The following is a 24,617-nucleotide window of genomic DNA, read 5'->3' on the forward strand; positions in this document are numbered from 1 at the left end:
GGGGGGGGGGTGGGGGGGGGGGGGGCTTCGGGGTCGCCGCCCCCCCCCCGGGCCCCCCCCCGCCCGCCGCCGCCCGCCCCCGGGACTCTATCGATATGCGGCTTCCGCCGCGTGGGCGCGACCAGCCACTGCATCGCCGCACCCGAACGACGACCGAAGCGGCTTTTTTCGGCGACCGGCGTCAGTCAGCCCTTCGTGCCGCCGGTGGTAAGCCCGGTCACCAGGTTCTTCTGCACCAGGTAGAAGAACACGGCCACCGGTATCGCGATCAGCACGGCCGTCGCGGTCATCAGGTTGCGCTGCGCGTCGTGCTCGCTGATGAAGCTCTGCAGCCCCACCGCGAAGGTGTACTTGTCGTCGCTGAGCATGAACGTGGACGCGAACGCCACCTCGCCGAAGGCGGTCAGGAAGTTGTAGAACGCGGCGACCGCGAGACCCGGCTTGGCGAGCGGCAGGATCAGCCGGGCGAAGGTGCCGAAGGGCGAGAGCCCGTCGACCCGGCCGGCCTCGTCGATCTCGAAGGGGATCGTGTCGAAGTAGCCCTTGAGCAGCCAGGCCGTGTAGGGGACGACGGTGGTGCAGTAGACCAGCATCAGGCCGAGGTAGCTGTCGATGAGGCCGAGCCGCGACAGGATCTGGTACATCGGCACGATCAGGACGGCGATCGGGAACATCTGGGTGACCAGCAGCAGCCACATGAACTTCCGGTAGCCCGGGAAGCGCATCCGGGAGACGGCGTAGCCGGTGGTGGAGGCGAGGATCAGCCCGATGACCGTCGTACCGCCGACGACGATCATCGTCGTCCTGAACCAGTCCCAGAAGCCGGTGTGCTGGAGGACGAAGGAGTAGTTGTCCAGCGTCATCTTGTGCCAGATGCCGCTCGGATGGAGGTAGTCGTCCTTGTCCGGGCCGAGGGACAGGAAGATCAGCCAGCCGACCGGGAAGAACGCGATCAGGCTCGCGACACCCAGGATGCCGTGGGTGACGGCGGTGCCGAGGGGGCCGCGCTCACCCCGGCGGCGGACACGGGGACTGCTGGTCACGGGGGCCTCCTCGGCGACCTGGGCGGAGGTCTCGACAGTGGTCGTACTCATGGAAACTCCTGCCTCAGATCGCGAGCTGCTGGTCGTTGCGGTTGAGCCAGCGGCGGTAGAAGGAGGTGAAGACGATCAGGACGGCCAGCAGCAGCATGCCGTAGGCGGCGGACTGGGCGAAGTCACGCGGCTGCTGTCCGAAGCCGAGGTAGTAGGCCCAGGTGACCAGGATCTGTGCGTCCGGGGCGGTGTTGCCGAAGAGCAGGAAGATGACGGCGAACTGGTTGAACGTCCAGATGATGCCGAGCAGGACGACCGTGGAGCTGACCGACCGCAGCCCCGGCAGGGTGACGTACCGGAAGCGCTGCCAGGCGCTCGCGCCGTCCATCTCGGCGGCCTCGTAGAGCGTGCCGTCGATGGCCTGGAGGCCGCCGAGCAGCGAGAGCATCATGAACGGCACACCGCACCAGGTGTTGACGAGGATGGCGGCGGTCCGCTGCCAGAAGGTGTCCTCCAGCCAGTCGGGTTGCGGCAGATGGAGGAAGTGAAGCGTCGCGTTGATGATGCCGCCGTCGGCGAGCATGAACCGCCAGCCGAACACGGTGACGAAGGTCGGCACCGCCCAGGGCAGCACCAGGACCATGCGGTAGAAGGTGCGGCCGCGGAACTTCTCGTTGAGCAGCAGGGCGAGGCCCAGACCGATGGTGTAGTGCAGGGTGACGCAGAGCGCGGTCCAGACGATCGTCCAGACGAAGTGCGACCAGAAGCGGTCGTAGGACGTCGGGCCGAACAGGATGTCCTTGTAGTTGTCCAGGCCGATGAACTTGTAGGTGGCGTCGATGTGGTTGACGCCGATGGTGCGGGCGGTGTTCAGGCTGTTGGCGTCCGTCAGCGTGAGGTAGAAGCCGTACACCAACGGGTAGATGACGAGTGCCCCGAGCACGACGGCCACGGGGGCGATCATCGCGTAGGCGTACCAGTACTTCTGGTAGTTGTTGCGGATCCGCCGGCCCAGCCCGGGGCGGGGCGCGCGGTCTCCGTGGCGCTTGCCGGTCGCGCGGTCGATGGCGACTGTCATGGTTCGACACCTTCTGGGTTTTCCGTGATCGGGCTGGGCACAGGCCGGTGGCCGCCGGATCCCTCCCCCCATGTCTCAGGGGGATCCGACGGCCACTCGGGGCTTACTTGCTGAAGTCGGGGACGAGCTTCTCGATCCCGAGTTCGGCGTTGCCCAGCCCCTTGTCGAGGGACTCCTTGCCGCCGGCGATCTTGGTCAGCTCGGTGCCGACCGGACCCCACAGGGAGGAGTACTCGGCGAGCGCCGGGCGCGGCTGCGCGGAGGAGAGGACGGCCTGGTAGCCGGCGATGCCCGGGTCGGCCTTGACCTCGGCGGTGTAGGCGTCGGAGCGGGTCGGCAGGGTGGAGTTCTTCAGGGCGATCTCCGTCTGGGACTTCGCGGAGGTCATGAAGGCGACGAGCTTCTCGGCGGCTTCCTGGTGGGCCTTGTCGATGCCGGCGTAGATGGAGAGGTTGTGGCCGCCGGTCGGGGCGCCCGCCTTGCCGGTGGAGCCGGCCGGGACGGTGGTGATGCCGAGGTTGGACTTGTCGCTGAACGCGGAGCCCTTGTAGAAGTTGGTGATCTCCCAGGGGCCCTCGATGGTCATGGCGACCTTGCCGTTGACGAAGGCGTCCTGGCGGTGGGCGTAGGCGTCGGCGGTGGTGTCCGCCTTCTGCAGGCCCTTGCCGGAGTAGAGGTCCAGCCAGGTCTGGTAGCCCTTCTTGGCCGCCGCCGAGGTGATGGTGATCTTCTTGGCGGAGGCGTCGACCATGTCGGTGCCCTCGCCGTAGAGGAAGGGCTGCGTGTAGTACGCGGCCTCGGGGCCCCAGTAGCCGGTGACCTTGGCCTTGGCCTGGATCTTGGCGGCGTCGGTCTTCACCTCGTCCCAGGTCTTGGGAGCCTCGGCGATGCCGGCCTTCTTCAGCAGGGCCTTGTTGTAGACGAGCGCGAGGGTGTCGGTGACCAGCGGGACGCCGTAGGTCTTGCCCTCGTACTGGGCCTGCGTCATCAGGCTGGACTGGAACTTGTCCTTGTCCGCGAGCGCGCTGGTGCCGTCCAGCGGCAGGAAGTAGCCGGCCTTGGCGAAGGCGGGGGTCCAGCCGACCTCGGAGCGCAGCACGTCGGGGGCGCCCTTGCCGGACTGGGCCGCCGTGTCGAACTTGTTCTGCGCCTGGTCGAACTGGACGTCGACGTAGTTGACCTTGATGTCCTTGTTCGCGGCTTCGAACTCCTTGACCAAGGCCTTGTACGTCGGTGCCTCATTGGTGGCGTTGGAGGTGTCCCACCAGGTGATGGTGACCGGGCCGTCCGACTTGCTGTCGCTGTCGCTCCCGCCGCACGCCGTCGCCGTGAGGGCGAGGGACGCCACCAGCGCGGAGGCCGCTATGCCACGCCGCATGAGTTCTCCTTGAGGGTGAAAAGCCCGAGTGATGCGAGGCGGCCCCGTCCGCCGTCCTCGCCGTCGTGCCGACAGCGCCGTTGCGGCGGCCGGGCGTCAGGGAACGTAACAGCGATGTAAGCGCGACGAAAGACCTTGCAGCAAAAAAGTGCAAGAGATCTCCGAAGTTATCCGGGCGTGACCTGTCGGCGACCACCGTGAGACGCTTGCTTGCTGCTTGTTTACGGCGGTAGAGCGCTACGACGGCCACTTGTGCAAGACTCTGCAAGCTCTTGCCATCACGTTTCACGAGGGAGTGCGATGACGCAGCAGCCCGCACCGGGCCGCCCCCCAGGCCGCATCAGGCGCCCGATCGGTGTGCAAGGGGACATACGGCCGGTACAGTCCAGTGCCGTGACCACACGGCTTGCCGACATCGCAGCGCAGGCGGGGGTGAGCGAGGCGACCGTCAGCCGGGTCCTCAACGGGAAGCCGGGCGTCGCCGCCACCACCCGCCAGTCCGTACTCGCCGCGCTGGACGTGCTCGGCTACGAGCGTCCGGTACGGCTGCGGCAGCGCAGCGAGGGGCTGGTGGGGCTGATCACCCCCGAGCTGGAGAACCCGATATTCCCGGCGCTGGCCCAGGTCATCGGCCAGGCCCTGACCCGGCAGGGTTACACCCCCGTGCTCGCCACCCAGACCCCCGGCGGTTCCACGGAGGACGAGCTGACCGAGATGCTGGTGGACCGCGGGGTCGCGGGCATCATCTACGTCTCCGGCCTGCACGCGGACACGACGGCCGACATGCAGCGCTACGAGCGGCTACGCGCGCAGGACGTGCCGTACGTCCTCGTGGACGGCTTCTCGCCCAAGGTGCAGGCGCCGTTCATCTCCCCCGACGACCGGGCGGCGATGACCCTGGCGGTCACGCATCTGGTGTCCCTGGGGCACACCAGGATCGGACTCGCCCTGGGCCCGAAGCGCTTCGTCCCCGTGCAGCGCAAGATCGAGGGCTTCGTGCGGGCCATGCAGGACCAGCTGGGGCTGGCGGCCGAGGTGATCGAGACCGAGCTGGTCCAGCACTCCCTCTACACCCTGGAGGGCGGTCAGGCGGCGACCACGGCGCTCATCGACCGCAACTGCACGGCGATCGTCTGCGCCAGCGACATGATGGCCCTCGGCGCAATACGGGCGGCCCGGCAGCGGGGACTGGACGTCCCCAAGGACATCTCGGTGGTCGGTTTCGACGACTCCCCGCTGATCGCGTTCACCGACCCGCCGCTCACCACGATCCGCAAGCCGGTCCCGGCGATGGGACAGGCCGCGGTGCGCACCCTCCTGGAGGAGATCGGCGGGACGCCGGCTCCGCACAGCGAATTCGTTTTCATGCCGGAATTGGTGGTACGCGGTTCCACGGCGGCGGTGCCTGGGAAGTAGTCGCCCCGCCGTAGAACATGCACCGTGAACCCAACCTTGGGATGATCTGTCGGAGACTTCTTTTCTGGCAGACTCTGTGCCTATGAGTGACTCGACCGTGACAGAGCCGGAAGGTCGCGCACAACAGACCCTTCCGCGGACCGTCACGGGCGAGGGAGAACAGGGATTCCTGCGGCGGCTGCGCACGCCGCGCCGGCCCCGGCTCTGGTTCGAGATCCTGCTGATTGCGGTGAGTTACTGGACCTACTCGCTCATCCGCAACGCGGTCCCGGAGCAGAAGGCGCAGGCGCTGCGCAACGCGGACTGGATCTGGCGCGCCGAGCACCATCTGGGGATCGCCGTCGAGGAGTCGGTCAACCACGCCGTGAACTCGGCGACTTGGCTGATCATCGGGATGAACTACTACTACGCGACACTGCACTTCGTGGTGACGCTGGGTGTGCTGGTGTGGCTCTACCGTAGCCATCCCGGCCGCTACGCGGCGGCCCGCCTCGCCCTCTTCGCCACGACGGGCGTGGCCCTCCTCGGCTACTACCTGTTCCCGCTCGCCCCGCCGCGGCTGATGAACGGCGGCGGCTTCATCGACACGGTGACGGTCCACCACACCTGGGGTTCGATGGCCTCCGGCGACCTCAAGCACATGTCCAACCAGTACGCGGCGATGCCGTCCATGCACATCGGCTGGTCCCTGTGGTGCGGCCTGACGATCTTCGCGCTGGCGTCGGTGCCATGGGTACGCGTCCTGGGCCTCCTCTACCCGACGGCGACCTTGCTGGTCATCGTCGCCACGGCCAACCACTTCTGGCTGGACGCGGTGGGCGGCATGCTGTGCCTGACCTTCGGCTTGACGCTGGCCCGCCTGTGGTACGGCGCGCTGCCCTACGCCCTGCCGAGACGGACGTAGCGCTGCGGGCTGCCCGGCCGGGGCCGACTCGGCCGGCAGCCCGTCGGTGTCGGGCACGCCGGCTCCCCGCTGTGACCGCACGGCCGGTCGCCGCCCTCTGGGGGCTGGTTCCCACGGCCGGCCGAGGCCCTGGCGGCGGTGGCGGACCGCCGCGCGGACCGGGCCTCGAGGTGGGTCCGGCAGGGCTCATGAACCACGCGCGGGCCATGCTCATCACCTGGCGGCCGCCGCCCGCAGCGCGTCGAGGAACGCCTCCCGTGCGGGCTGCGGCGGCGCGGTCTCCCGTACCGCCGCGTGGATCGCGCGCACCGGCACGGGGTCGCGCACCTCCCGTACGACCACCCCCGGATGCCGGCTGCCGAGCCCGAGCCTTGGCACCAGGCTCACCCCGAGCCCGGCGGCGACGAACCCCTGCGCGGTGACGTAGTCCTCGCTCTCCACGACGAACCGGGGCCGGAACCCGGCGGCCTGGCAGGCGTCGAGCTGTGCGTCCAGACAGGGGCCGGGCCACTCGCTGCCGACGAACGCCTCGTCCGCCAGCTCGGTCAGCCGTATGCTGCGCCGCCCGGCGAGCCGGTGCCCGCGCGGCAGCACGGCGAGATAGGGGTCGTCGAGCAGCCGCACCAGCCGTACGCCGGTCTCCTGCCGTCCCTCGGCCCGCACCAGGAGCGCCAGATCCGCCCGGCCCTCCTTCACGTCGGCCAGCGGCTCGTCCGCGTCGCGGGACAGCCGCAGTTCGATCCGCACACCGGGGTGCTCCGCGCGCAGCCGGGCGACCGCCGGGGCGACCAGGGCCGCCCCCGCCGTGGCGAAGTACCGCACCGACAGCCGCCCGGTGCGCCCCGCGAGCAGGTCGGCCAGGGCGGTCTCGGCCTCGGCGACCTGCCGGGCCACCGTGTCGGCGTACTCGGTGAGCAGCAGCCCGGCGGCGGTGGGCCGCACCCCGCGCCCGACCCGCTCCAGGAGCGCGGCCCCGGCCTCCTTCTCCAGCGCGGCGATCTGCTGGCTCACCGCGGAGGGCGTGTAGCCGAGGGTGGCCGCCGCACCGGTCACCGATCCGTCGGCCACCACGGCCCGGAGCACCTGCATCCGTCGCACATCCATCATGCAGTACATCTTAACGGTGCGTGCACAACCTTTCACTTGTCCTGATGAGTCGGTGCGGGCACGGTGGAGCCATGCCGCTCGCCTCGACCGTCCGGATGACCGCCCTTGCCCTGCTCTGGGGTTCCGGATTCCTCTGGATCAAACTCGCCCTGAACCACGGCCTGTCCCCCGCCCAGATCACGATCGTCCGCTGCGCCCTTGGCACCGCCGTCCTGGCCCTGCTGGCCCGCAGGGCCGCCCAGCGCATCCCCGGCTCCCGCGCCCTCTGGGGCCACCTGGCGGTGGCCGCCCTGTTCTGCAACGCCATCCCCTTCGCCCTGTTCGCGCTGGGCGAGCGGTCGGTCGACTCGGGCATCGCGGGCGTCCTGAACGCCACGACTCCGCTGTGGTCCCTGCTCATCGGCCTCGCCGTCGGCACCGACCGCGGCCTGTCCCGCACCCGCCTGACCGGCCTCCTGCTGGGCTTCGCCGGTACGGTCCTGATCTTCGCCCCCTGGCACCGCTCGGGCCTGCTGAGCTGGGGTGCGCTCTCCCTGCTCGGGGCGGCGGCGAGCTACGCGGTGGCGTTCGCGTACATGGCCCGCCGTCTGACCGGCCGGGGCGCCCCGTTGGCGGTCTCGGCCGCGCAACTCCTGACGGCGACGGCGTGGAGCACGCTGGGGCTGCCGTGGGCGGGCCCGGTGGACACGGACCTGACCGGCGTGCTGGCGGTCACCGCCCTCGGCGTCCTGGCGACGGGCGTCACCTTCTACCTCAACTACCGCCTGATAGCGGACGAGGGCGCGACCAGCGCGGCAACGGTCGGCTACCTGCTACCGGTGGTGTCGGTGGCCCTGGGCGCCCTGATCCTGGACGAACACATCGGCCGGCGGGTGGTGACAGGCATGGCGGTCGTGTTGACCGGGGTGGCCTTGACACGCCGCCAGCTGGAGCGCCCCGAAGGGGCGCGGGGCCGTATACATCAGCGGCTCCGCCGCGGGGCGCGACCAGCCCCAACGGCGCCGCACCCGAAACACGACCGGACTCCCCCTGGCACAACCCCTCAAGCCCCGTAGAAAAGCTCCTCCACAACCACCCGAGCCCGCCGCGCAGTCCGCCGGTACGCATCCAGCATGTCCCCCGCATGCCCGTCCCCGTACCCCAGGTACCGGCCCACCGCAGCCAACTCCCGGCTCTCCGGAGGAAACGTGTCGCCGGCCCGCCCCCGCACCAGCATCACCGCGTTCCGCACCCGGGTGGCCAGTACCCACGCCTCGTCCAGTATCGAGGCCTCCTCGGCCCCCAGCAGCCCCGCCGCGCACGCCGCGGCCAGCGCCTCCCGGGTCCGGGTGGTCCGCAGTCCCGGCTCGGCCCAACCGTGCCGCAGCTGCAGCAGCTGCACGGTCCACTCGACGTCGGACAGCCCGCCCGGCCCGAGCTTGGTGTGCAGCTTGGGGTCGGCCCCGCGCGGCAGCCGCTCGGACTCCATACGGGCCTTCAGCCGCCGGATCTCGCGGACCGCGTCCTCGCCGAGCCCCTCCGCCGGATACCGCAGCGGATCGACCAGGTCGATGAAGCGGCGCCCCAACTCCTCGTCCCCGGCGACCGGTTCGGCCCGCAGCAGGGCCTGCGACTCCCACACCAGCGACCACCGGCGGTAGTACGCCTCGTAGGCCTTGAGCGTGCGCACCAGCGGCCCGGACTTGCCCTCGGGCCGCAGGTCGGCGTCGATCAGCAAAGGCGGGTCGGCGCTGGGGATCTGGAGCAGCCGCCGCATCTCGGAGACGACCTTGTTCGCCGCGTCGGCGGCCTCCCGCTCGGCCACGCCCTCCTGCGGCTCGTGCACGAACACCACGTCCGCGTCGGAACCGTAGCCCAGCTCGTGGCCGCCGAACCGGCCCATGCCGATGATCGTGAACCGGGTCGGCAGGGTGTCGCCCCAGCCGTCGCGGACCACCGCCCGCAGGGTGCCGGCCAGGGTCGCCGCCGTCAGGTCGGAGACCGCGCCGCCGACCCGGTCCACCAGGGCGCCCTGGTCGGCCTCGGCGGGATTGGTCTCGGTGCCGTAGGAGTCGACGATGTCGGCCGCGGCGGTACGGAACAGCTCGCGGCGGCGCACGCCACGCACGGCCCGCACGCCGTCCGCGGCGTTGTCTGCGCGGCCGACGGCGGCGAGGATCTCCCTCTCCAGCGGGGCGCGTTCGCGGGGTTCGAGGCCGCCGGAGCCGCCGCCCTCGCGGGCACCGTCGCCGTCGCCGAGCAGGGCGACCGCCTCGGGGGCGCGCATCAGCAGGTCGGGGGCGAGCCGGCCGGCCGACAGCACCCGGGCGAGGTTCTCGGCGGCGGCGCCCTCGTCCCGCAACAGCCGCAGGTACCAGGGGGTCTTGCCGAGGGCGTCGGAGACCTTGCGGAAGTTCAGCAGGCCCGCGTCCGGGTCGGCGGAGTCGGCGAACCAGCCCAGCAGGACGGGCAGCAGGGTGCGCTGGATCGCGGCCTTGCGGGTGACGCCGGAGGCGAGGGCCTCCAGATGACGCAGGGCGGCCGCCGGGTCGATGTAGCCGAGCGCCTCCAGGCGTTCCCGGGCCGCCTTCGGGCTCAACCTGGCCTCGCCGGGGCCGAGTTGGGCGACCGCGTCGAGCAGCGGGCGGTAGAAGAGCTTCTCGTGCAGGCGTCGTACGACACCGGTGTGCCGCTTCCACTCGCGGATCAGCTCGGCCACCGGGTCGGTGCGCAGGCCGAGCGAGCGGCCGAGGCGGCGCAGGTCGGCCTGGTCCTCGGGGACCAGATGGGTGCGGCGCAGCCGGTAGAGCTGGATGCGGTGCTCCATGGAGCGCAGGAAGCGGTAGGCGTCGTCGAGTTGGGTGGCGTCGGCGCGGCCCACGTAGCCGCCGGCGGCGAGGGCCTGGAGGGCGACGAGGGTGGTGCCGGAGCGGACGGTGACGTCGGCCCGTCCGTGCACCAACTGGAGCAGCTGGACGGCGAATTCGACGTCGCGCAGGCCGCCGGGGCCGAGCTTCAGCTCGCGGTCGACCTCGGCGACGGGGATGTTCTCCACCACCCGGCGGCGCATCTGCTGCACGTCGGCGACGAAGTTGTCGCGCTCGGCGGCCTTCCAGACCAGCGGTTCGAGGGCGTCGATGTACTCCTGCCCCAGTTCGCGGTCGCCGGCGACCGGGCGGGCCTTGAGCAGGGCCTGGAACTCCCAGGTCTTGGCCCAGCGTTGGTAGTAGGCGAGGTGGCTGCTCAGCGTGCGGACGAGCGGACCGTTGCGGCCCTCGGGCCGGAGGTTGGCGTCGACCGGCCAGATCGAGCCCTCCACCGTGGTCTCGGAGCAGATCCGCATCATGTGCGAGGCGAGCCTGGTGGCCGAGCGCAGGGCCTTGGTCTCGTCGGCGCCGGTGGCGGCCTCGCCGACGAAGATGACGTCGACGTCGGAGACGTAGTTCAGCTCGTGGCCGCCGCACTTGCCCATGGCGATCACCGCGAGCCGGCAGGCGGCGGCGTCCTCGGGCGCGGCTCGCTCGGCGAGGGCGAGGGCGGCGCGCAGGGTGGCGGTGGCGAGGTCGGCGAGCTCGGCGGCGGTCTCGGCGACGTCGGTGGTGCCGCACACGTCCCGGGCGGCGATGGACAGCAGGCATCGCCGGTAGGCGACCCGCAGGCCGACCGGGTCGCCGGCCTCGGCCAGGCCGCGTTCGAAATCCGCCACGCCGGGGTGCAGGTCCCGGGGCTCGTAGGTGACCAGGGCCTCCCAGTCCCGCGGGTGCCGGGCCAGGTGGTCGGCGAGGGCCGCGGAGGCGCCGAGGACGCCCAGCAGGCGGTCCCGGAGCGGCTTGGCCGCTATCAGGGTGTCGAGCAGTTCGCGGTGGGCGGTGGGGCCGGGCTGGGCCTCCAGCAGCCGTACCAGGCCGTGCAGGGCGAGATCCGGGTCGGCGGTGGCACCGAGTGCCTCAAGGAGGACCGGGTCGTCGCGTACGGCCGCCAGCTCGGGGCTGTCCAGCAGGCGCTCGGCCGCCGAGGCATCGGTGAAGCCGTGCCGAAGCAGTCGCGTGAAGGTGCTGCTCCTGCGCCCCGGCGTCATCCGCGGCCTCCCCTGGGATCGAGAACCGGATCAAGGTCGTCCACGCCAGAGCCTAACCGGAGACCCGGTCACGGGCGCCGATGAGTTTCCGGCGGGATCGTGGTCTGTACCGGGTGTCCACCGACAGGAGAACCGAAGGAGGCATCATGCGCGAACCCGAGGGTGTGCTGGACGCCCGCTACAGCAGCCCCGGCACCCGGGCCCACGACTGGTCCGAGGCGGAGAAGCTGCTCACCGGCGCCGAGCTGTTCTGGCTCGCCACGGTACGGCCGGACGGGCGGCCGCATGTCACCCCACTGCTCGCGGTGTGGCACGACGGCGCCCTGCACTTCAGCACCGGCCCCGGCGAACGCAAGGCGCACAACCTCGCCGGGAACCCGCACGTCGTCCTGACCACCGGCACCAACAGCTGGGCCCAGGGGTACGACCTGACCGTCGAGGGCGAGGTGGTGCGGGTCACCGACGACGGCCGGCTGCGCGAGCTGGCGGCGGCCTGGGAGGCGAAGTACGGCCCCGCCTGGCACTACGAGGTGGCCGACGGCCACTTCCAGCACGGGCCCGGCCGGGCACTGGTCTTCGCGGTGCGGCCCCGCAAGGTCCTGGGCTTCGGCAAGGGCGAGCCGTTCAGCCAGACGAAGTGGACGTGGGCGGACCGGGCGGACCAGTGAGCGGCTTCCGGAGAAGGGGGCCCGACTGACCCACCGACAGGAGCAGTTCATCCGCTCTTCATCCGTCTGGCCGGACGCGGTGGGACGGGGGGATTATTGGCGTGTGCATGCTCTGTCCGCACCACCCCCACCCCTCCCTTCCCCAGCACCGGAGGTTGATGTGTCCGGCAGTTCCGCACGTTCGGCGATGCTGCGCCGAGCCCGTACGACGGTGGCCTCCGCCACCGCCTTCACCGCGGCCGCGATCGGTCTGTGGACCGGGCTCGGCGGCTCGTCCGCGCACGCCGCGAGTGCCGTACCGACCCCGGACCACGTGATCGTCGTGGTCTTCGAGAACCACGCCTACAGCCAGGTCATCGGATCCTCCAGCGCCCCCTACATCAACTCGCTGGCGACCGGCGGCGCCAACCTGACCCAGATGTACGCCGAGACCCACCCGAGCCAGCCCAACTACTTCGCCCTGTTCTCCGGCGCCACCCAGGGCATCACCGACGACAGCTGCTACACCGCAGGCTTCTCCTCGGCGGCGAACCTGGCCTCCGAGCAGCTCGCGGCCGGCCGCACCTGGGCCAGCTACAACGAGACCCTGCCCAGCCAGGGCTCGACCACGTGCAGCAGCGGCAACTACGCGCGCAAGCACAACCCGTGGTTCGGCTTCAGCAACGTACCGACGTCGACCGCGAAGACGTTCACCCAGTTCCCCACCGACTACACCACCCTGCCCCAGCTCTCCTTCGTGACCCCCAACCTGTGCAGCGACATGCACGACTGCTCGGTGTCCACCGGTGACACCTGGCTGAAGAACAACCTCGGCGCCTACGCGACCTGGGCAAAGACCCACAACAGCCTCCTCGTCGTCACCATGGACGAGGACAACCGCCTGGCCGGCAACCGCATCCCGACGGTCCTGTACGGACAGCCGGTCAAGGCGGGGTCGACCTCCTCCACCACCTACAACCACTACGACCTGCTGCGCACCCTGGAGGACGGCCAGGGCCTGAGCGCGCACGCGGGCAACGCGGCCTCGGCCGACGACATCACCGGGATCTGGGCGTCCTGACGTGTATGTAGCGGACAGCCGCGCGAGCACTCCGGCGGCGTCCGCGGAAGGTACCGCCCGGCCGTCACCGGCCGGGCGGTACCGCACCGCGGTCGCTCCCACCGTCCTCGCCCTCGGCACGGTCAGCCTGATCACGGACGTGTCCTCCGAGATGGTGACAGCGGTCCTCCCGCTGTACCTGGTGGCGGGCCTGGGCCTGTCGCCACTGGGCTTCGGCCTCCTGGACGGCGTCTACAACGGCTTCTCGGCGGTCGTACGCCTGGTCGGCGGCCACCTCGCCGACCGCGGCGGCGGCCGGCACAAGTGGGTGGCGGGCGCGGGCTACGCGCTCTCGGCGCTGTGCAAGCCCCTCCTGCTGGTCGCCCACACCCTGACCCCCATCGGCCTGGTCCTCGCGGCGGACCGTACGGGCAAGGGCCTGCGCACGGCTCCGCGCGACGCCCTGATCTCCCTCTCCAGCACCCCGGAGACCCGGGGCCGCGCCTTCGGCGTGCACCGGGCGATGGACACGGCGGGCGCCCTGCTCGGCCCCCTGGTCGCCTTCCTGATCCTGCGGGCGACGGTGGACGGCTACGACGCGGTGTTCACGGTGAGCTTCTGCGTGGCGGTGGTCGGGGTACTGGTCCTGGTCCTGTTCGTACCCGGAGGCGGACGCACCGGCCCGGCCCCCTCCGCCACCCGCCCCACCCTCCGCGCGGCGCTCGCCCTCCTCACCCATCGCGACCTGCGCCGTATCACCGTCTGCGCCCTGCTCCTGGGCCTGGCGACGGTCAGCGACTCCTTCGTCTACCTGCTGCTGCAACGCCGGCTCGGCGTCCCGGACCGCTGGTTCGCCCTTCTCCCTCTCGGTACGGCGGCCGCGTTCCTCCTGCTGGCCGTTCCCCTGGGCCGGCTGGCGGACCGCTGGGGCCGCTGGCGGGTCTTCCTGACCGGCCACGGAGCCCTGCTCCTGGCCTACGCCCTGCTGCTCACGTCCTGGCACGGCACAGCCCTGCCCTACGCGGTCCTCGCCCTGCACGGCACGTTCTACGCGGCGACCGACGGGGTGCTGATGGCGGTCGCGTCGGACAGCGTGCCGGAGGCGCTGCGCTCGTCGGGCCTGGCGCTGGTCCAGACGGGCCAGGCGGGGGCACGTTTCGCCTGCTCACTGGCGTTCGGCGCGGCCTGGACGCTGTGGGGCGACCGTACGGCGCTGCTGCTGGCCACGGCGGCGCTGGCCGCCTGCGCCGCCTACGCCGTGTCCCTGCGCCCCGTCCGGAAGGCCGCCGCATGACCCCGACGACCCCGCCGGCCCCGATGCCCCCGATGCCCCCGATGCCCTTGAGGTCCCGCATCCTGATCCTCCTCTCCGCGCTGGCGGTCCTGACGGCCGTCGCCCTGGCCGCCGTCCTGCACGCGTCGGCACGGGCGGAGCGCCGCGACCAGACCCAGGCGGGCGGCCCGAAAGTCTCCGCGGGGACGGTCACCCTGACCACCCCCGGCCGCATGGTCTTCCGGAACATGGCGTGGGGCCCGCACCGGGACGAACTGACGACGGTCCCGGCGACCGACCCGGCCGGCCCACGCACGGCTTCCGGCGTGAAATGCCTGCGCTTCTACGCCGCTTCAGGCACGGGCGTATGCCTCCAGGCCGTGCACGGCCCGGTCTCGGACACCTACCGCGCGTTGATCCTGGACGCGAGGCTGCACGCCACCGCCCACTTCGACGTCCCGGGCATCCCGTCCCGCGCCAGGGTCTCCCCCACCGGCCACTACGCGGCCTGGACGGCGTTCGTGGGCGGCGACTCGTACGCGGGCACGAACTTCTCCACTCGTACGGCGATCGTCGACACGCGCACGGGCGCGCTGATCCCCTCCCTGGAGGCGTTCCGCATCCTGAAGGACGGCCACGTCCACCACGCGGCGGACGTCAACTTCTGGGGCGTGACGTTCGCTTCGGACGACCGCACGTTCTACGCGACGCTGGCGACACAGGGCAGCACCTACCTGGTCCGGGGCGACCTCTCCACCCACACCGTCACCACGCTCCACCAGAACGTGGAATGCCCGTCCCTCTCCCCCGACGGCACCCACATCGCCTACAAGAAGCGCGTCAAGGGCCTCCCGAAGGACGCCCCTTGGCACCTGTACGTCCTGGACCTGCGCACGATGCACGAAACCCCGCTGGCAGAGACCCGCAGCGTGGACGACCAGGCGGTCTGGAAGGACGACCACACGATCGTCTACGCGATGCCGGGCGACTACGGGGCCGACCTGTACGAGATCCCGGCGGACGGCACGGGAAAGGCACGGCGGATCAGCGTGTCGGCGGTGTCGCCCGCCTTCCCGCGCTAGGAGCGGGGATCGGCCTTCCCGTCTTGCGTGGGCGTCCCGTGGTGCCCACGCTGGTCATCCGGATCCCCGGCGTGAAACCCGACGCCCCGAAGACCGAACGGGAGGCGGCATGACCGATCCGAGCGAGATCATCGAGCAGGCGCGCCGCGGCTTCGCACCGGTCGCCTGGCGGATCTTCACCAAGAAGCGGGGGAAAGTGTCCGGCTTCCTGCGCGGGACGTCGCACGATCCGGACCCGCTGCTGGTCATCACCCTCGACGGAGCCGTGGAGTACGTCAGCGACCGGAAGCCGCTGGAGATCGTCGAGTTCCACCGCCTGGCCGGAGTCGAGCTGCGCGTGCACGGAAGCAGCTTCTCCGACAGCACCATCGTGAGCCTGTCCGTGTGGCTCGACCTCGTCTCGCTCGACGGCGAGAAGACGAAGTGGCGGTCCTCGACGTTCCCCAACGATCTCAAGACGATCCAGGGATTCATCGAGGCGTACGGCGCCCACCGGACCCTGCGGGGAGGCTGACCGGGCGGAGCCGGCCGCGGCGAGCGACCGGCCCACCCACCGCCTTCACAGCACCGGCAGGTTCTTCCGCAGTTCGAAGGCGGTGACCTCGGAGCGGTACTCGTACCACTCCTGGCGCTTGTTGCGCAGGAAGAAATCGAAGACGTGTTCGCCGAGGGTGTCGGCGACCAGGTCGCTGCGTTCCATCAGGGTGAGGGCCTCGCCGAGGTTCTGCGGGAGGGGCTCGATGCCCATCGCGCGGCGCTCCGCGTCGGAGAGGGCCCAGACGTCGTCCTCGGCGCCCGGCGGGAGCTCGTAGCCCTCCTCGATGCCCTTGAGGCCGGCCGCCAGCAGGAGGGCGTAGGCCAGGTACGGGTTGGATCCGGAGTCGATGGAACGGACCTCGACGCGCGCCGAGCCCGTCTTGCCGGGCTTGTACATCGGGACCCGGACCAGCGCGCTGCGGTTGTTGTGGCCCCAGCAGATGTAGGAGGGGGCCTCGCCGCCGGCGCCGGCGGTGCGCTCGGAGCCGCCCCAGATGCGCTTGTAGGAGTTCACCCACTGGTTGGTGACCGCCGAGATCTCCGCCGCGTGCTTCAGCAGGCCCGCGATGAAGGAACGGCCGACCTTGGAGAGCTGGAATTCCGCGCCCGACTCGTAGAACGCGTTCCGGTCGCCCTCGAAGAGGGAGAGGTGGGTGTGCATGCCCGAGCCGGGGTGCTCGGAGAACGGCTTCGGCATGAAGGTCGCGTGCACGCCCTGCTCCAGCGCCACCTGCTTCATGACCAGGCGAAACGTCATGATGTTGTCCGCCGTGGAGAGCGCGTCGGCGTAGCGGAGGTCGATCTCCTGCTGGCCCGGGGCGCCCTCGTGGTGGGAGAACTCGACCGAGATGCCCATCGACTCCAGCATGGTGATCGCCTGGCGGCGGAAGTCCATGCCGACGTTGGTGGGGGTGTGGTCGAAGTAACCCGAGTTGTCGGCCGGGACCGGGCGGGAGCCGTCCAGCGGGCGGTCCTTCAGGAGGAAGAACTCGATCTCCGGGTGGGTGTAGAAGGTGAAGCCCAGGTCGGAGGTGCGGGCCAGGGCCCGCTTGAGGACGTAGCGCGGGTCTGCGAAGGACGGGGAGCCGTCCGGCATCAGGATGTCGCAGAACATGCGGGCCGTGCCGGGGGTCTCCGCGCGCCACGGGAGGACCTGGAAGGTGGACGGGTCCGGCTTGGCGATCATGTCGGACTCGTAGACCCGGGCGAAGCCCTCGATCGCGGAGCCGTCGAAGCCGATGCCCTCGTCGAAGGCCTGTTCCAGCTCGGCCGGGGCCACGGCGACGGACTTGAGGAAGCCCAGCACGTCCGTGAACCACAGGCGTACGAACCGGATGTCCCGCTCCTCCAAGGTCCGGAGCACGAACTCCTGCTGCTTGTCCATCTTCCGCTTCCCCATCCTTGCTGGTCAGGCCGCCTGCTCCCGGTCCCACAGGAGGCGGTCGGGCACCTGAGCATCACACCACAACAGCATTTCATGCGCGTTGCGGACCATGATCGCCCCGGCGTCCTCGGCCTGAACGGCTCCCATACGGCAGGTGTACCGCCCTGGCGCCCATCTTGCCTGCTCGCACCGACATCCGTAATGGCCGATCCGATTCCGACGCGCGTCACACCTGGCCCGTGAACATGAATATCAGATGCAAACCCATCGGAATACCAGATGCAAACCCATCGGAGGCTCAACACCCAAAACCCGACACCCCGCACCCCGCACCCCGCACCCGAGGTCGGCCACACCCGCCCGCGCCCCCACGTCCCGGTTATCGGTTTCCTGTCGAACCACCGGCATTTCCAGGTCTTTCCTGTGCCCTCCCTACGGCTGACCCCGTCTCCCGATTACGATCAGCTGGCCCACCTTTCACACCCCTTACCCCCCAGAAGGACACACCCCATGGGTTCCGCGAAGAAGAGCAGCAACGCCGAACGCAAGGCGCGCATAGAGCAGATGCGGCGCGCGGAGCAGGCGCGCGAGCGTCGCAACCGGATCCTCACGATCGCCGCGAGCGTGGTGGTCGTCGCCGGCCTCGTGGTCGGCGGTGTGGTGCTGGTGAAGAACCACTCCGGTGACGACTCCACGGCGGCCGACGCGAAGACCTCGGGGCACTTCGTGACCGGCAAGGACGGGGTGAACACCTGGAAGGGCACGCTGGGCCGGACGCACGTGACGGCGACCGTGCACTACCCGACCGAGCCTCCGGTGGGCGGCAACCACAACCCGGTCTGGCAGAACTGCAACGGCGACGTCTACACCAAGGCGCTCGACAACATGAACGCCGTGCACTCGCTGGAGCACGGCGCGGTCTGGGTGACGTACAACAGCAAGGCGAAGAAGGCCGACGTCGACGCGCTCGCGGCGAAGGTGAAGCAGACGCCGTACACGCTGATGAGCCCGGACGACAAGCAGAAGGACCCGATCATGATGACGGCGTGGGCGCACCAGCGCACCGTGACCGGGGCCGACGACCCGAACGTGGGCAAGTTCTTCGAGGAGTTCGTGCAGGGCAAGCAGACCCCCGAGCCGGGTGCCGCGTGCACGGGCGGTAAGGGCCAGTGATGCGGTCGGTTCTCATCGCGGGCTCCGCGGTGGCGGTGCTGGTCGCGGCCGGCGCGATCACCTACGCGGTCGCGGGCGAGGACGGCGACGGCGGTGGCGGTACGGTCCCGAGCGCCGACTCGGCGGACGCCGGGTTCGCGCGGGACATGGCCGTCCATCACCAGCAGGCCGTCGAGATGTCGTACATCGTGCGCGACCGCACGAAGGACACCGACGTACGGCGCCTCGCCTACGACATCGCGCAGACGCAGGCCAACCAGCGCGGCATGCTGCTGGGCTGGCTGGACCTGTGGGGGCTGCCGAAGGTGTCGGCCGATCCGCCGATGACCTGGATGGGCATGGGCGACATGGCCTCCGGCAAGGACGGTTCGCTGATGCCGGGCATGGCGACCAACACCGAGCTGAAGAAGCTGGGGACGCTGAACGGCAAGCAGGCGGAGATCTTCTATCTGCAGCTGATGACGGACCATCACAAGGGCGGTATCCACATGGCCGAGGGGTGTGTGGCCAAGTGCACCGTCGGCGTGGAGAAGAGCCTCGCCCAGGGCATGGTGGACGCGCAGCAGTCGGAGTTGACGACCATGGCGCAGATGCTGAAGGAGCGGGGCGCCAAGCCGCGCGACTGAACTGACCTACAAGGTGGGGGATTTGTCGACTTAACGGCACCGCAAGGGCTTACGGGCAATCGCAATCGATCCGTAACGTTTGGTACGCCATCGAAATCCGGTCAAAAGCCCCTAAGCAACGCTCACTTGGGGTTTCCTTGGCCTTTTCATTCCCCTGGCATGAACAGTTCACCGTAAGAGTGACGTCCATCGTGTGATCCATTCACGGGCCGTTCCGCCGCTGGCCTCCTGATGATCACGCCTGACCGACCACTCCATGCGTCGAACCGCATAGCAGGGGGCAGTATGAGATCGAACCGTGCCAAGGTGCGGGCCAGCGTGAGCATGGCAGCGACACTGCCGATGATCGCCGGCGCGCTCGCACTCGGCATACCCGCGGCGCACGCCGCGGACAGCCCGGCCCGTGACACCCTGAAGGGCACCAAGCCCACTTGGGCCACGGCCAAGGCGGACAAGGGCGCGACCTCGAACAGCGCGCAGGTCAAGGCCCGGGTCTACCTGGCCGGCCGGAACGCCAGCGGCCTCGCGGCCTACGCGAAGGCCGTGTCCGACCCCAGCTCGCCGTACTACGGCAAGTACCTCAGCGCCAAGCAGGCGCAGGCCCGCTTCGGCGCCACCGCGGCCCAGGTGAAGGCCGTCAAGTCCTGGCTGACCGCGTCCGGCCTGAAGGTCACCGAGGTCACCCAGCACTACATATCCGTCTCCGGCGACGTCTCCGCCGCCGAGAAGGCGTTCGGCACCCAGCTGCACAACTACGCCAAGGGCTCGAAGACCTACCGTGCCCCGGCGGCGACGGCGACCGTGCCGGCCTCCGTCAGCGACGCCGTCCTGACCGTCACCGGCCTGGACAACGCGCCGCACAAGGCGACCCACGACGACACGCTGCCGCCCCCGGCCGGCGTGTTCAAGAACGCCGGGCCGTTCTCGTCGTACTACGGCTCGAAGACCGCGACCACGCTGCCGGACGCGTACGGCACCAAGATCCCGTACGCCGTCGAGGGCTACACCGGCAAGCAGCTGCGGGCCGCCTACGGCGCCGGCAAGTACACCGGCAAGCACGTGCGCGTCGCGATCACCGACGCGTTCGCCTCGCCGACCATCGCCTTCGACGCCGGCACCTACGCCAAGGCGCACGGCGACTCCTCGTGGAAGACGAGCCAGCTGCACCAGGTGCTGCCCGCGAACTACACGAACACCGGCGCCGACGAGTGCGACGCCTCCGGCTGGTACGGCGAGGAGACCCTCGACGTCGAGGCCGTGCACGCGGTCGCGCCGGACGCCGACGTCACCTACGTGGGCGCCGCGTCCTGCCAGGACAGCGACCTGCTGGACGCGCTCAGCAAGGTCGTCGACAACCACCTGGCCGACATCGTCTCCAACTCCTGGGGCGACATCGAGGGCAACGAGACCCCGGACGTCCAGGCCGCCTACGACCAGGTCTTCCAGCTGGGCGCGGTGCAGGGCATCGGCTTCTACTTCTCCTCCGGTGACAACGGCGACGAGGTCGCCAACACCAAGGTGAAGCAGGTCGACACCCCGGCCAACTCCGCCTGGGTGACGGCGGTCGGCGGTACCTCGCTGGCCGTCGGCAAGGGCGACAAGTACCTGTGGGAGACCGGCTGGGGCACCGAGAAGGCCTCGCTGTCGGCCGACGGCAAGAGCTGGACCGGCTTCCCCGGCCCGTTCACCTCGGGCGCGGGCGGCGGCACCAGCAAGACGGTGAACGAGCCGTCCTACCAGAAGGGCGTCGTCCCGGACTCGCTCGCGAAGGCCAACAGCGCCTCCGGCAACCGCGTGGTCCCGGACATCTCGGCGATCGCCGACCCCAACACCGGTTTCAAGGTCGGCCAGACGCAGACCCAGGCGGACGGCACCGAGGCGTACAGCGAGTACCGCATCGGCGGCACGTCGCTGGCCGCGCCGGTCATCGCGGCGGTCCAGGCCCTCGCCCAGGAGGCGCGCGGCGGCCAGGCGATCGGTTTCGCCAACCCGCTGATCTACTCCAAGTACGGCACGAAGGTCTACCACGACGTCACGGACAAGCCGACCGGCAAGGACCTCGCGGTCGCCCGCGTCGACTTCGCCAACGGCTACGACGCCACCAACGGCCTGCTGACCTCGGTCCGCAGCCTCGGCAAGGACAGCTCCCTGTCCGCGGTCAAGGGCTACGACGACGTCACGGGCGTCGGCACCCCGGCGGCCGGCTACGTGGAGTCGTACCAGCCGAAGGCGCACCGGAAGCACTGATCCGCTGACGCGGTGAACCGCTGAGCGGCTCAGCGAAGGGGCGTGGGGTCCTGACGGACCTCACGCCCCTTCGTGTTCGACCCTGTGTGCTGCGGTCAGAAGTCCTGGTACGCGACCTGTCGGCCCGACGCGTCCAGGGGCTTCGGCGAGATCACCTTGCCGTTGGCCGGGAGCGGCCAGTCCTTCGGAATGATCTGGATCCAGTAGCGCCCCGCGGGCAGCTGCTTGCCGGCCGGGAACGGCCGGGTCGGCAGGATCTCCTTGGTCGCCACCCGGATCTGGGTGGCGCGCGAGGGCAGGGGCCCGTAGTTGACGTCGCTGTCACCGGGCCCCGGACCGCTGGCGTAGTAGCCCGACGACGGGTTCTTCTGGTCGAACCCGCAGGCCCCGGCGCTCGCTGCCCCGGAGGCCGTCGGGTCACCGGGTCCGTCGACCTCCATGCACAGCTGCCCGTCCTGCTGCCAGGCGTACACCGACCAGGGTTCGCCCTGGTAGACGCCGCTGGTCAGCAGGACGTGCGGGGTCGGCTGGGAGTGTCCCGAGCAGCCGGCCGCCAGCAGGGCGACGGCCGCGACGGCCACCGCACGTGGGCGGGCGGGCCTGGATGCGTTCACGTCCGCTCCTCGTCTCTTTCCGGGCTTCAGAACTTGGTGTGCGGAGACACGATCCACACATGCAGGTTGGGGTGGCCGGAGGCCCAGGTCTTCTGGCTGCCCTCCTTGAGCAGCGGTTCGTTTTTCCGGGTGTTGGAGTGCTGGTCGATGTAGAGGTTGCCGCCGTTGTTCTTCACGACGACGCCGGTGTGGGAGATTCCGGAGAACGAACCGCCCGACCAGTTCGCGAAGATCAGATCGCCCGGGGAGGCGTCCAGGGCGTAGCTGTAGAAGTACGAGCCTTCGATGTTCTGGAAGTTCGCCTGGTGGTAGGCGCCGGCCCACGAGTAGCTGGTGGTGGCCCCGAAGAGGCCGTGCGACTGGAACCAGTAGTGGTCGTCGGAGTGGTGCGCCGGCGGAACGCTCGGCGTGTTCTCGTTCAGCTTGCCGCCGTAGTGCAGGGCACGGGAGGCGAAGTCGGTGCAGTCGTCGGAGAACCCGTTGTACGTGCCGTCGTACCACTTGTTCGCCCAGGCGACGACGCCGGAGAGGTTGGCCCAGTGGCCACTCGACGCACTGACCGTCTCGGTGCCGGCGGTGAAGTATCCGGTACTGGAGTCGGTGGCCAGGGCGGACGGTGTGCCGGCGGGCGTTCCGTCGAGGGTGGCGGAATACGCGGTGATCTCGGAGGCGGCGGTCACCGGCTTGACGAGGGCGTCGGCGTCGGCCGCCTGGGAGATCCGCGGCACGCTGCCGGTGACGCTGAAGGTGTACGCGTCCTGGTCGATCGCCTCGCCGGGGGTGGTGTCCGTTGTGCCGGTCCTGGTGTCGACGGTGGTGAAGGTCTCGTCGGCGGTGGTGTACACGGTCACCGTGCTGCCGTCCGCCGAGAGGGCGGCGAGCGAGTTCGACAGGGTCGTGGCGTCGCTGGTCTCCGACTCGCTGTTCGCGGCCTCGGCGGTGTGCACCCCGGCGTCGGCGGCGGACTCGTAGCCGAGCCAGGTGGACACGTAGGTGGAGTAGGAGTCCGAGGCCAGTGCGGCGGCGGACGTGGCGTAGGTGCCCTTCTGCAGTCCGTCGCGGGCGTTCAGCATCTGACTGACCGCCTGGATGTACTGGGTGGGGCCGCCGGGCACCGCCTCGGGGCTGACCCCTGTGGCACTGGCCGCCGGTCCGGTGCCCACCGGGTTGGTGGCGGTGACCTTGACGGTGTAGCTCGTCCCGTTGGTCAGACCGGTCAGCAGAGCCTCGGTGGTGGTGGACGTGGTCGTAGTGGCCACGGTGCTGCCGGCGGCGTTGACCGCGCTGACGGTGTAGGAGGAGATGCCGTCGCCGGGGTCGTCGTTGTCGGTGGCGTTCTCCCCCTGCACGTAGCCGGTCGAGGCCGGTTCGGCCCAGGCCACGAGGACACCGCCGTCACCGGCGGTCGTGGTCAGCGAGGTGGGGGCGCTCGGCGCGGCAGGCGGGGTGTACGTCACCTTGATCGACGCGGCCCCGGAGGCTGCGGTCGGACCGGCGTAGCCCACCCCGGAAGTCGCGGTCGTCTCGTCCGGCGCCGACAGCAGAATGCCGTCGTCGGCGACATCGCCGTTGGCCCACTCGGTGACCAGCGTCGTGATGTCGTAGGCGCCCGCCGACTCGGTACCGCTCGCGGTAAGGGTGGTGTTCACCGCGGCGAGCGACTTGCCGTCGGTCTGCGTGGTCACGTCGTCCTGTGCCAGCCCGATGTTCAGGGTGTCGGCGGCACAGCCGTTGAGGCAGGCGGTGGACGTCAGGTCGAGGGTGGCGCTGTCGATGGTGGATCCGGCGGGGATGGCCGACAGGTCCGGTCTGAGCGCCGACACCCAGTGCGAGGTGCCGTCTCCGCCGACGTCGAGCGTGCCGGGGTTCTGGGAGAGCGCGCACGGCGAGCCGGAGCACGCGGTGGAGTCGCTCTTCGCCGTCTCGGCGGTCAGCGACGCACCGGTGATCGTCACCGAGTCCGGGCCGGTAGTCGTCCCGGGCGCGGACGTGGAGGTGGTGGGGGTGAAACTGATCGGGCTGCTGCTGGCGTGCACGCAGGCCGAGATCGACGCGGTGACCCACCACTTGTACGTCGTGCCGACGCTCAGCGCCCCGGCGGGCACCTGGTAGGTCAGGCGCTGGCCCGAGAGGACGGTACCGGTGGCCATCGGCGTGCCTGCCACCGCGTTGCCCGCGCTGTCGGTGACGAACAGCGAGCCGCTGATGCTGCCGACGCCGTTGTAGGTCTCGAGGAGTACCGACAGCACCGGGGTCGTGGTGGTGGAGCTCGCGGACTCCGGCTCCACCACGATCGGTGACTGGTCGGTCGTACCGCCGGGGCAGCTGACGGCCTCCGCACGGCCGGGTGCCACCAGCACACCCACCAGCAGGGCCAGCAACAGCAGGACAGCGCGCGACATTCGGGTCACAGGTCTCAGACGACCGGTGATATGTGACATGACATCCCCGTTCGAGGATCAATGGTGAACGGGGGCCGGATGATCCGCGCGACGGATGGTGACCGGGACAGCGCAACTCAAGGGAGTTCCGCTTGCACCGGCTCTCAACGACTGCCCCCGTACGAACTGTTACGGGGCCCGCGAGGGCAAGTTGTCATTGCCCCGTCAACCACCGCGCCCTGACCGTAACTTCAGAAGATCTTCACGCATAGGGGCGGTACGCCGTGATGACCATTCGGAGACCGCCCCTTTCCCTTTGCGTTGCGCCTACTTGAGGGAGTCGACGAAGGAGGTCCAGGCGGTGGCGGGGAGGAGGGGGGCCGTGGGGGCCGTTTTCGAGTCGCGGACGGGGACGACCTGCTGATCCGCCGAGCGAAGGGGCGTGGGGTCCTGGTGACCTCACGCCCCTTTGTGTTGGGCCGATGTGGGGGAGGTGCCGAAGGGCGCCGTGACACCCTCGACGCAGTCGCCTCCGCTGCGTTGTTGTGGCCCGGTTTCGGGACTGATGGGCTGTCGGCCGGACGACACCCGTCCTCGGGGCCGTCCGGTCGACAGGCCG

General features: G+C 70.2%; 20 protein-coding genes and 1 pseudogene. 11 read left to right on the plus strand and 10 right to left on the minus strand.

Annotated features, from left to right (window positions below; genetic code table 11):
• Positions 1-185: 185 nt before the first annotated feature.
• The 3 genes from ACWGJB_RS17695 to ACWGJB_RS17705 all read right to left on the minus strand — a co-directional run bounded on the left by ACWGJB_RS17695 (position 186) and on the right by ACWGJB_RS17705 (position 3,490).
• Positions 186-1,094 carry a sugar ABC transporter permease gene (locus ACWGJB_RS17695; protein WP_453381062.1) on the minus strand — a complete coding sequence of 303 codons (909 nt, stop codon included), beginning with the start codon at positions 1,092-1,094 and terminating at the stop codon, positions 186-188.
• 13 nt (positions 1,095-1,107) lie between these two features.
• Positions 1,108-2,112 (minus strand): carbohydrate ABC transporter permease, encoded by a 1,005-nt coding sequence (locus ACWGJB_RS17700; protein ID WP_453381063.1) that lies wholly within the window; start codon positions 2,110-2,112, stop codon positions 1,108-1,110.
• 103 nt (positions 2,113-2,215) lie between these two features.
• Entirely contained in the window at positions 2,216-3,490 is a 1,275-nt protein-coding gene (locus tag ACWGJB_RS17705; RefSeq protein WP_453381064.1) for an extracellular solute-binding protein, read from the minus strand.
• A gap of 393 nt (positions 3,491-3,883) precedes the next feature.
• On the opposite strand from ACWGJB_RS17705, the gene ACWGJB_RS17710 reads away from it, so the two are divergent.
• Together ACWGJB_RS17710 and ACWGJB_RS17715 are read left to right on the plus strand one after the other, a co-directional pair.
• A complete protein-coding gene (locus ACWGJB_RS17710) occupies positions 3,884-4,906 on the plus strand; it encodes a LacI family DNA-binding transcriptional regulator (RefSeq protein ID WP_453381065.1) in 1,023 nt (340 codons plus the stop codon).
• A gap of 82 nt (positions 4,907-4,988) precedes the next feature.
• A complete protein-coding gene (locus tag ACWGJB_RS17715; RefSeq protein WP_453381066.1) occupies positions 4,989-5,810 on the plus strand; it encodes a phosphatase PAP2 family protein in 822 nt (273 codons plus the stop codon).
• Between the two features lie 213 nt (positions 5,811-6,023).
• On the opposite strand, the gene ACWGJB_RS17720 is transcribed toward ACWGJB_RS17715, so the two are convergent.
• Positions 6,024-6,917: a LysR substrate-binding domain-containing protein gene (locus ACWGJB_RS17720; RefSeq protein WP_453381067.1), complete on the minus strand. Its 894-nt coding sequence runs from the start codon at positions 6,915-6,917 to the stop codon at positions 6,024-6,026.
• Between the two features lie 71 nt (positions 6,918-6,988).
• Between ACWGJB_RS17720 and ACWGJB_RS17725 the strand changes: the two genes are divergently transcribed.
• Entirely contained in the window at positions 6,989-7,972 is a 984-nt protein-coding gene (locus ACWGJB_RS17725; protein ID WP_453381068.1) for a DMT family transporter, read from the plus strand.
• Here ACWGJB_RS17725 and ACWGJB_RS17730 read toward each other — a convergent pair.
• Positions 7,960-10,974, minus strand: a complete 3,015-nt coding sequence (locus ACWGJB_RS17730) for a bifunctional [glutamine synthetase] adenylyltransferase/[glutamine synthetase]-adenylyl-L-tyrosine phosphorylase (RefSeq protein WP_453381069.1) — start codon at positions 10,972-10,974, stop codon at positions 7,960-7,962. The two genes, ACWGJB_RS17725 and ACWGJB_RS17730, sit on opposite strands and share 13 nt — an antisense overlap.
• Positions 10,975-11,120: 146 nt before the next feature.
• On the opposite strand from ACWGJB_RS17730, the gene ACWGJB_RS17735 reads away from it, so the two are divergent.
• From ACWGJB_RS17735 to ACWGJB_RS17755, 5 genes are all read left to right on the plus strand, one after another.
• Positions 11,121-11,642 (plus strand): pyridoxamine 5'-phosphate oxidase family protein, encoded by a 522-nt coding sequence (locus ACWGJB_RS17735; protein ID WP_453381070.1) that lies wholly within the window; start codon positions 11,121-11,123, stop codon positions 11,640-11,642.
• Positions 11,643-11,829: 187 nt separating this feature from the next.
• The gene (locus ACWGJB_RS17740) at positions 11,830-12,702 is read left to right on the plus strand and encodes an alkaline phosphatase family protein (RefSeq protein WP_453381352.1); all 873 of its coding nucleotides are present in this window, start codon (positions 11,830-11,832) and stop codon (positions 12,700-12,702) included.
• A gap of 1 nt (position 12,703) precedes the next feature.
• A complete protein-coding gene (locus ACWGJB_RS17745; RefSeq protein WP_453381071.1) occupies positions 12,704-13,975 on the plus strand; it encodes an MFS transporter in 1,272 nt (423 codons plus the stop codon).
• 41 nt (positions 13,976-14,016) lie between these two features.
• On the plus strand, positions 14,017-15,036 hold the full coding sequence (locus ACWGJB_RS17750; protein ID WP_453381072.1) for a TolB family protein: 1,020 nt from the start codon (positions 14,017-14,019) through the stop codon (positions 15,034-15,036).
• Positions 15,037-15,145: 109 nt separating this feature from the next.
• Positions 15,146-15,550 carry a hypothetical protein gene (locus tag ACWGJB_RS17755; RefSeq protein ID WP_453381073.1) on the plus strand — a complete coding sequence of 135 codons (405 nt, stop codon included), beginning with the start codon at positions 15,146-15,148 and terminating at the stop codon, positions 15,548-15,550.
• A gap of 45 nt (positions 15,551-15,595) precedes the next feature.
• Here ACWGJB_RS17755 and ACWGJB_RS17760 read toward each other — a convergent pair whose 3' ends face one another.
• Both ACWGJB_RS17760 and ACWGJB_RS17765 read right to left on the minus strand, forming a co-directional pair.
• Positions 15,596-16,957, minus strand: coding sequence for a glutamine synthetase family protein (locus tag ACWGJB_RS17760; RefSeq protein ID WP_453381074.1), 1,362 nt, complete (start codon positions 16,955-16,957; stop codon positions 15,596-15,598).
• A gap of 24 nt (positions 16,958-16,981) precedes the next feature.
• Entirely contained in the window at positions 16,982-17,104 is a 123-nt protein-coding gene (locus tag ACWGJB_RS17765) for a hypothetical protein (protein ID WP_450759735.1), read from the minus strand.
• Between the two features lie 363 nt (positions 17,105-17,467).
• On the opposite strand from ACWGJB_RS17765, the gene ACWGJB_RS17770 reads away from it, so the two are divergent.
• From ACWGJB_RS17770 to ACWGJB_RS17780, 3 genes are all read left to right on the plus strand, one after another.
• Positions 17,468-18,130 (plus strand): DUF3105 domain-containing protein, encoded by a 663-nt coding sequence (locus ACWGJB_RS17770; RefSeq protein ID WP_453381075.1) that lies wholly within the window; start codon positions 17,468-17,470, stop codon positions 18,128-18,130.
• Entirely contained in the window at positions 18,130-18,756 is a 627-nt protein-coding gene (locus ACWGJB_RS17775) for a DUF305 domain-containing protein (RefSeq protein WP_453381076.1), read from the plus strand. The genes ACWGJB_RS17770 and ACWGJB_RS17775 overlap by 1 nt, the downstream gene beginning before the upstream one ends.
• Before the next feature lie 285 nt (positions 18,757-19,041).
• Positions 19,042-21,003: a S53 family peptidase gene (locus tag ACWGJB_RS17780; RefSeq protein WP_453381077.1), complete on the plus strand. Its 1,962-nt coding sequence runs from the start codon at positions 19,042-19,044 to the stop codon at positions 21,001-21,003.
• A gap of 95 nt (positions 21,004-21,098) precedes the next feature.
• On the opposite strand, the gene ACWGJB_RS17785 is transcribed toward ACWGJB_RS17780, so the two are convergent.
• From ACWGJB_RS17785 to ACWGJB_RS17795, 3 genes and pseudogenes are all read right to left on the minus strand, one after another.
• Entirely contained in the window at positions 21,099-21,617 is a 519-nt protein-coding gene (locus ACWGJB_RS17785; RefSeq protein WP_453381078.1) for a hypothetical protein, read from the minus strand.
• A gap of 26 nt (positions 21,618-21,643) precedes the next feature.
• Positions 21,644-24,019: a DNRLRE domain-containing protein gene (locus ACWGJB_RS17790; protein WP_453381079.1), complete on the minus strand. Its 2,376-nt coding sequence runs from the start codon at positions 24,017-24,019 to the stop codon at positions 21,644-21,646.
• Between the two features lie 306 nt (positions 24,020-24,325).
• Positions 24,326-24,415 (minus strand): annotated as a pseudogene (locus tag ACWGJB_RS17795) (DUF397 domain-containing protein); the annotation flags it as partial.
• Positions 24,416-24,617 lie beyond the last annotated feature (202 nt).

The organism is Streptomyces sp. NPDC054813 (assembly GCF_053611365.1).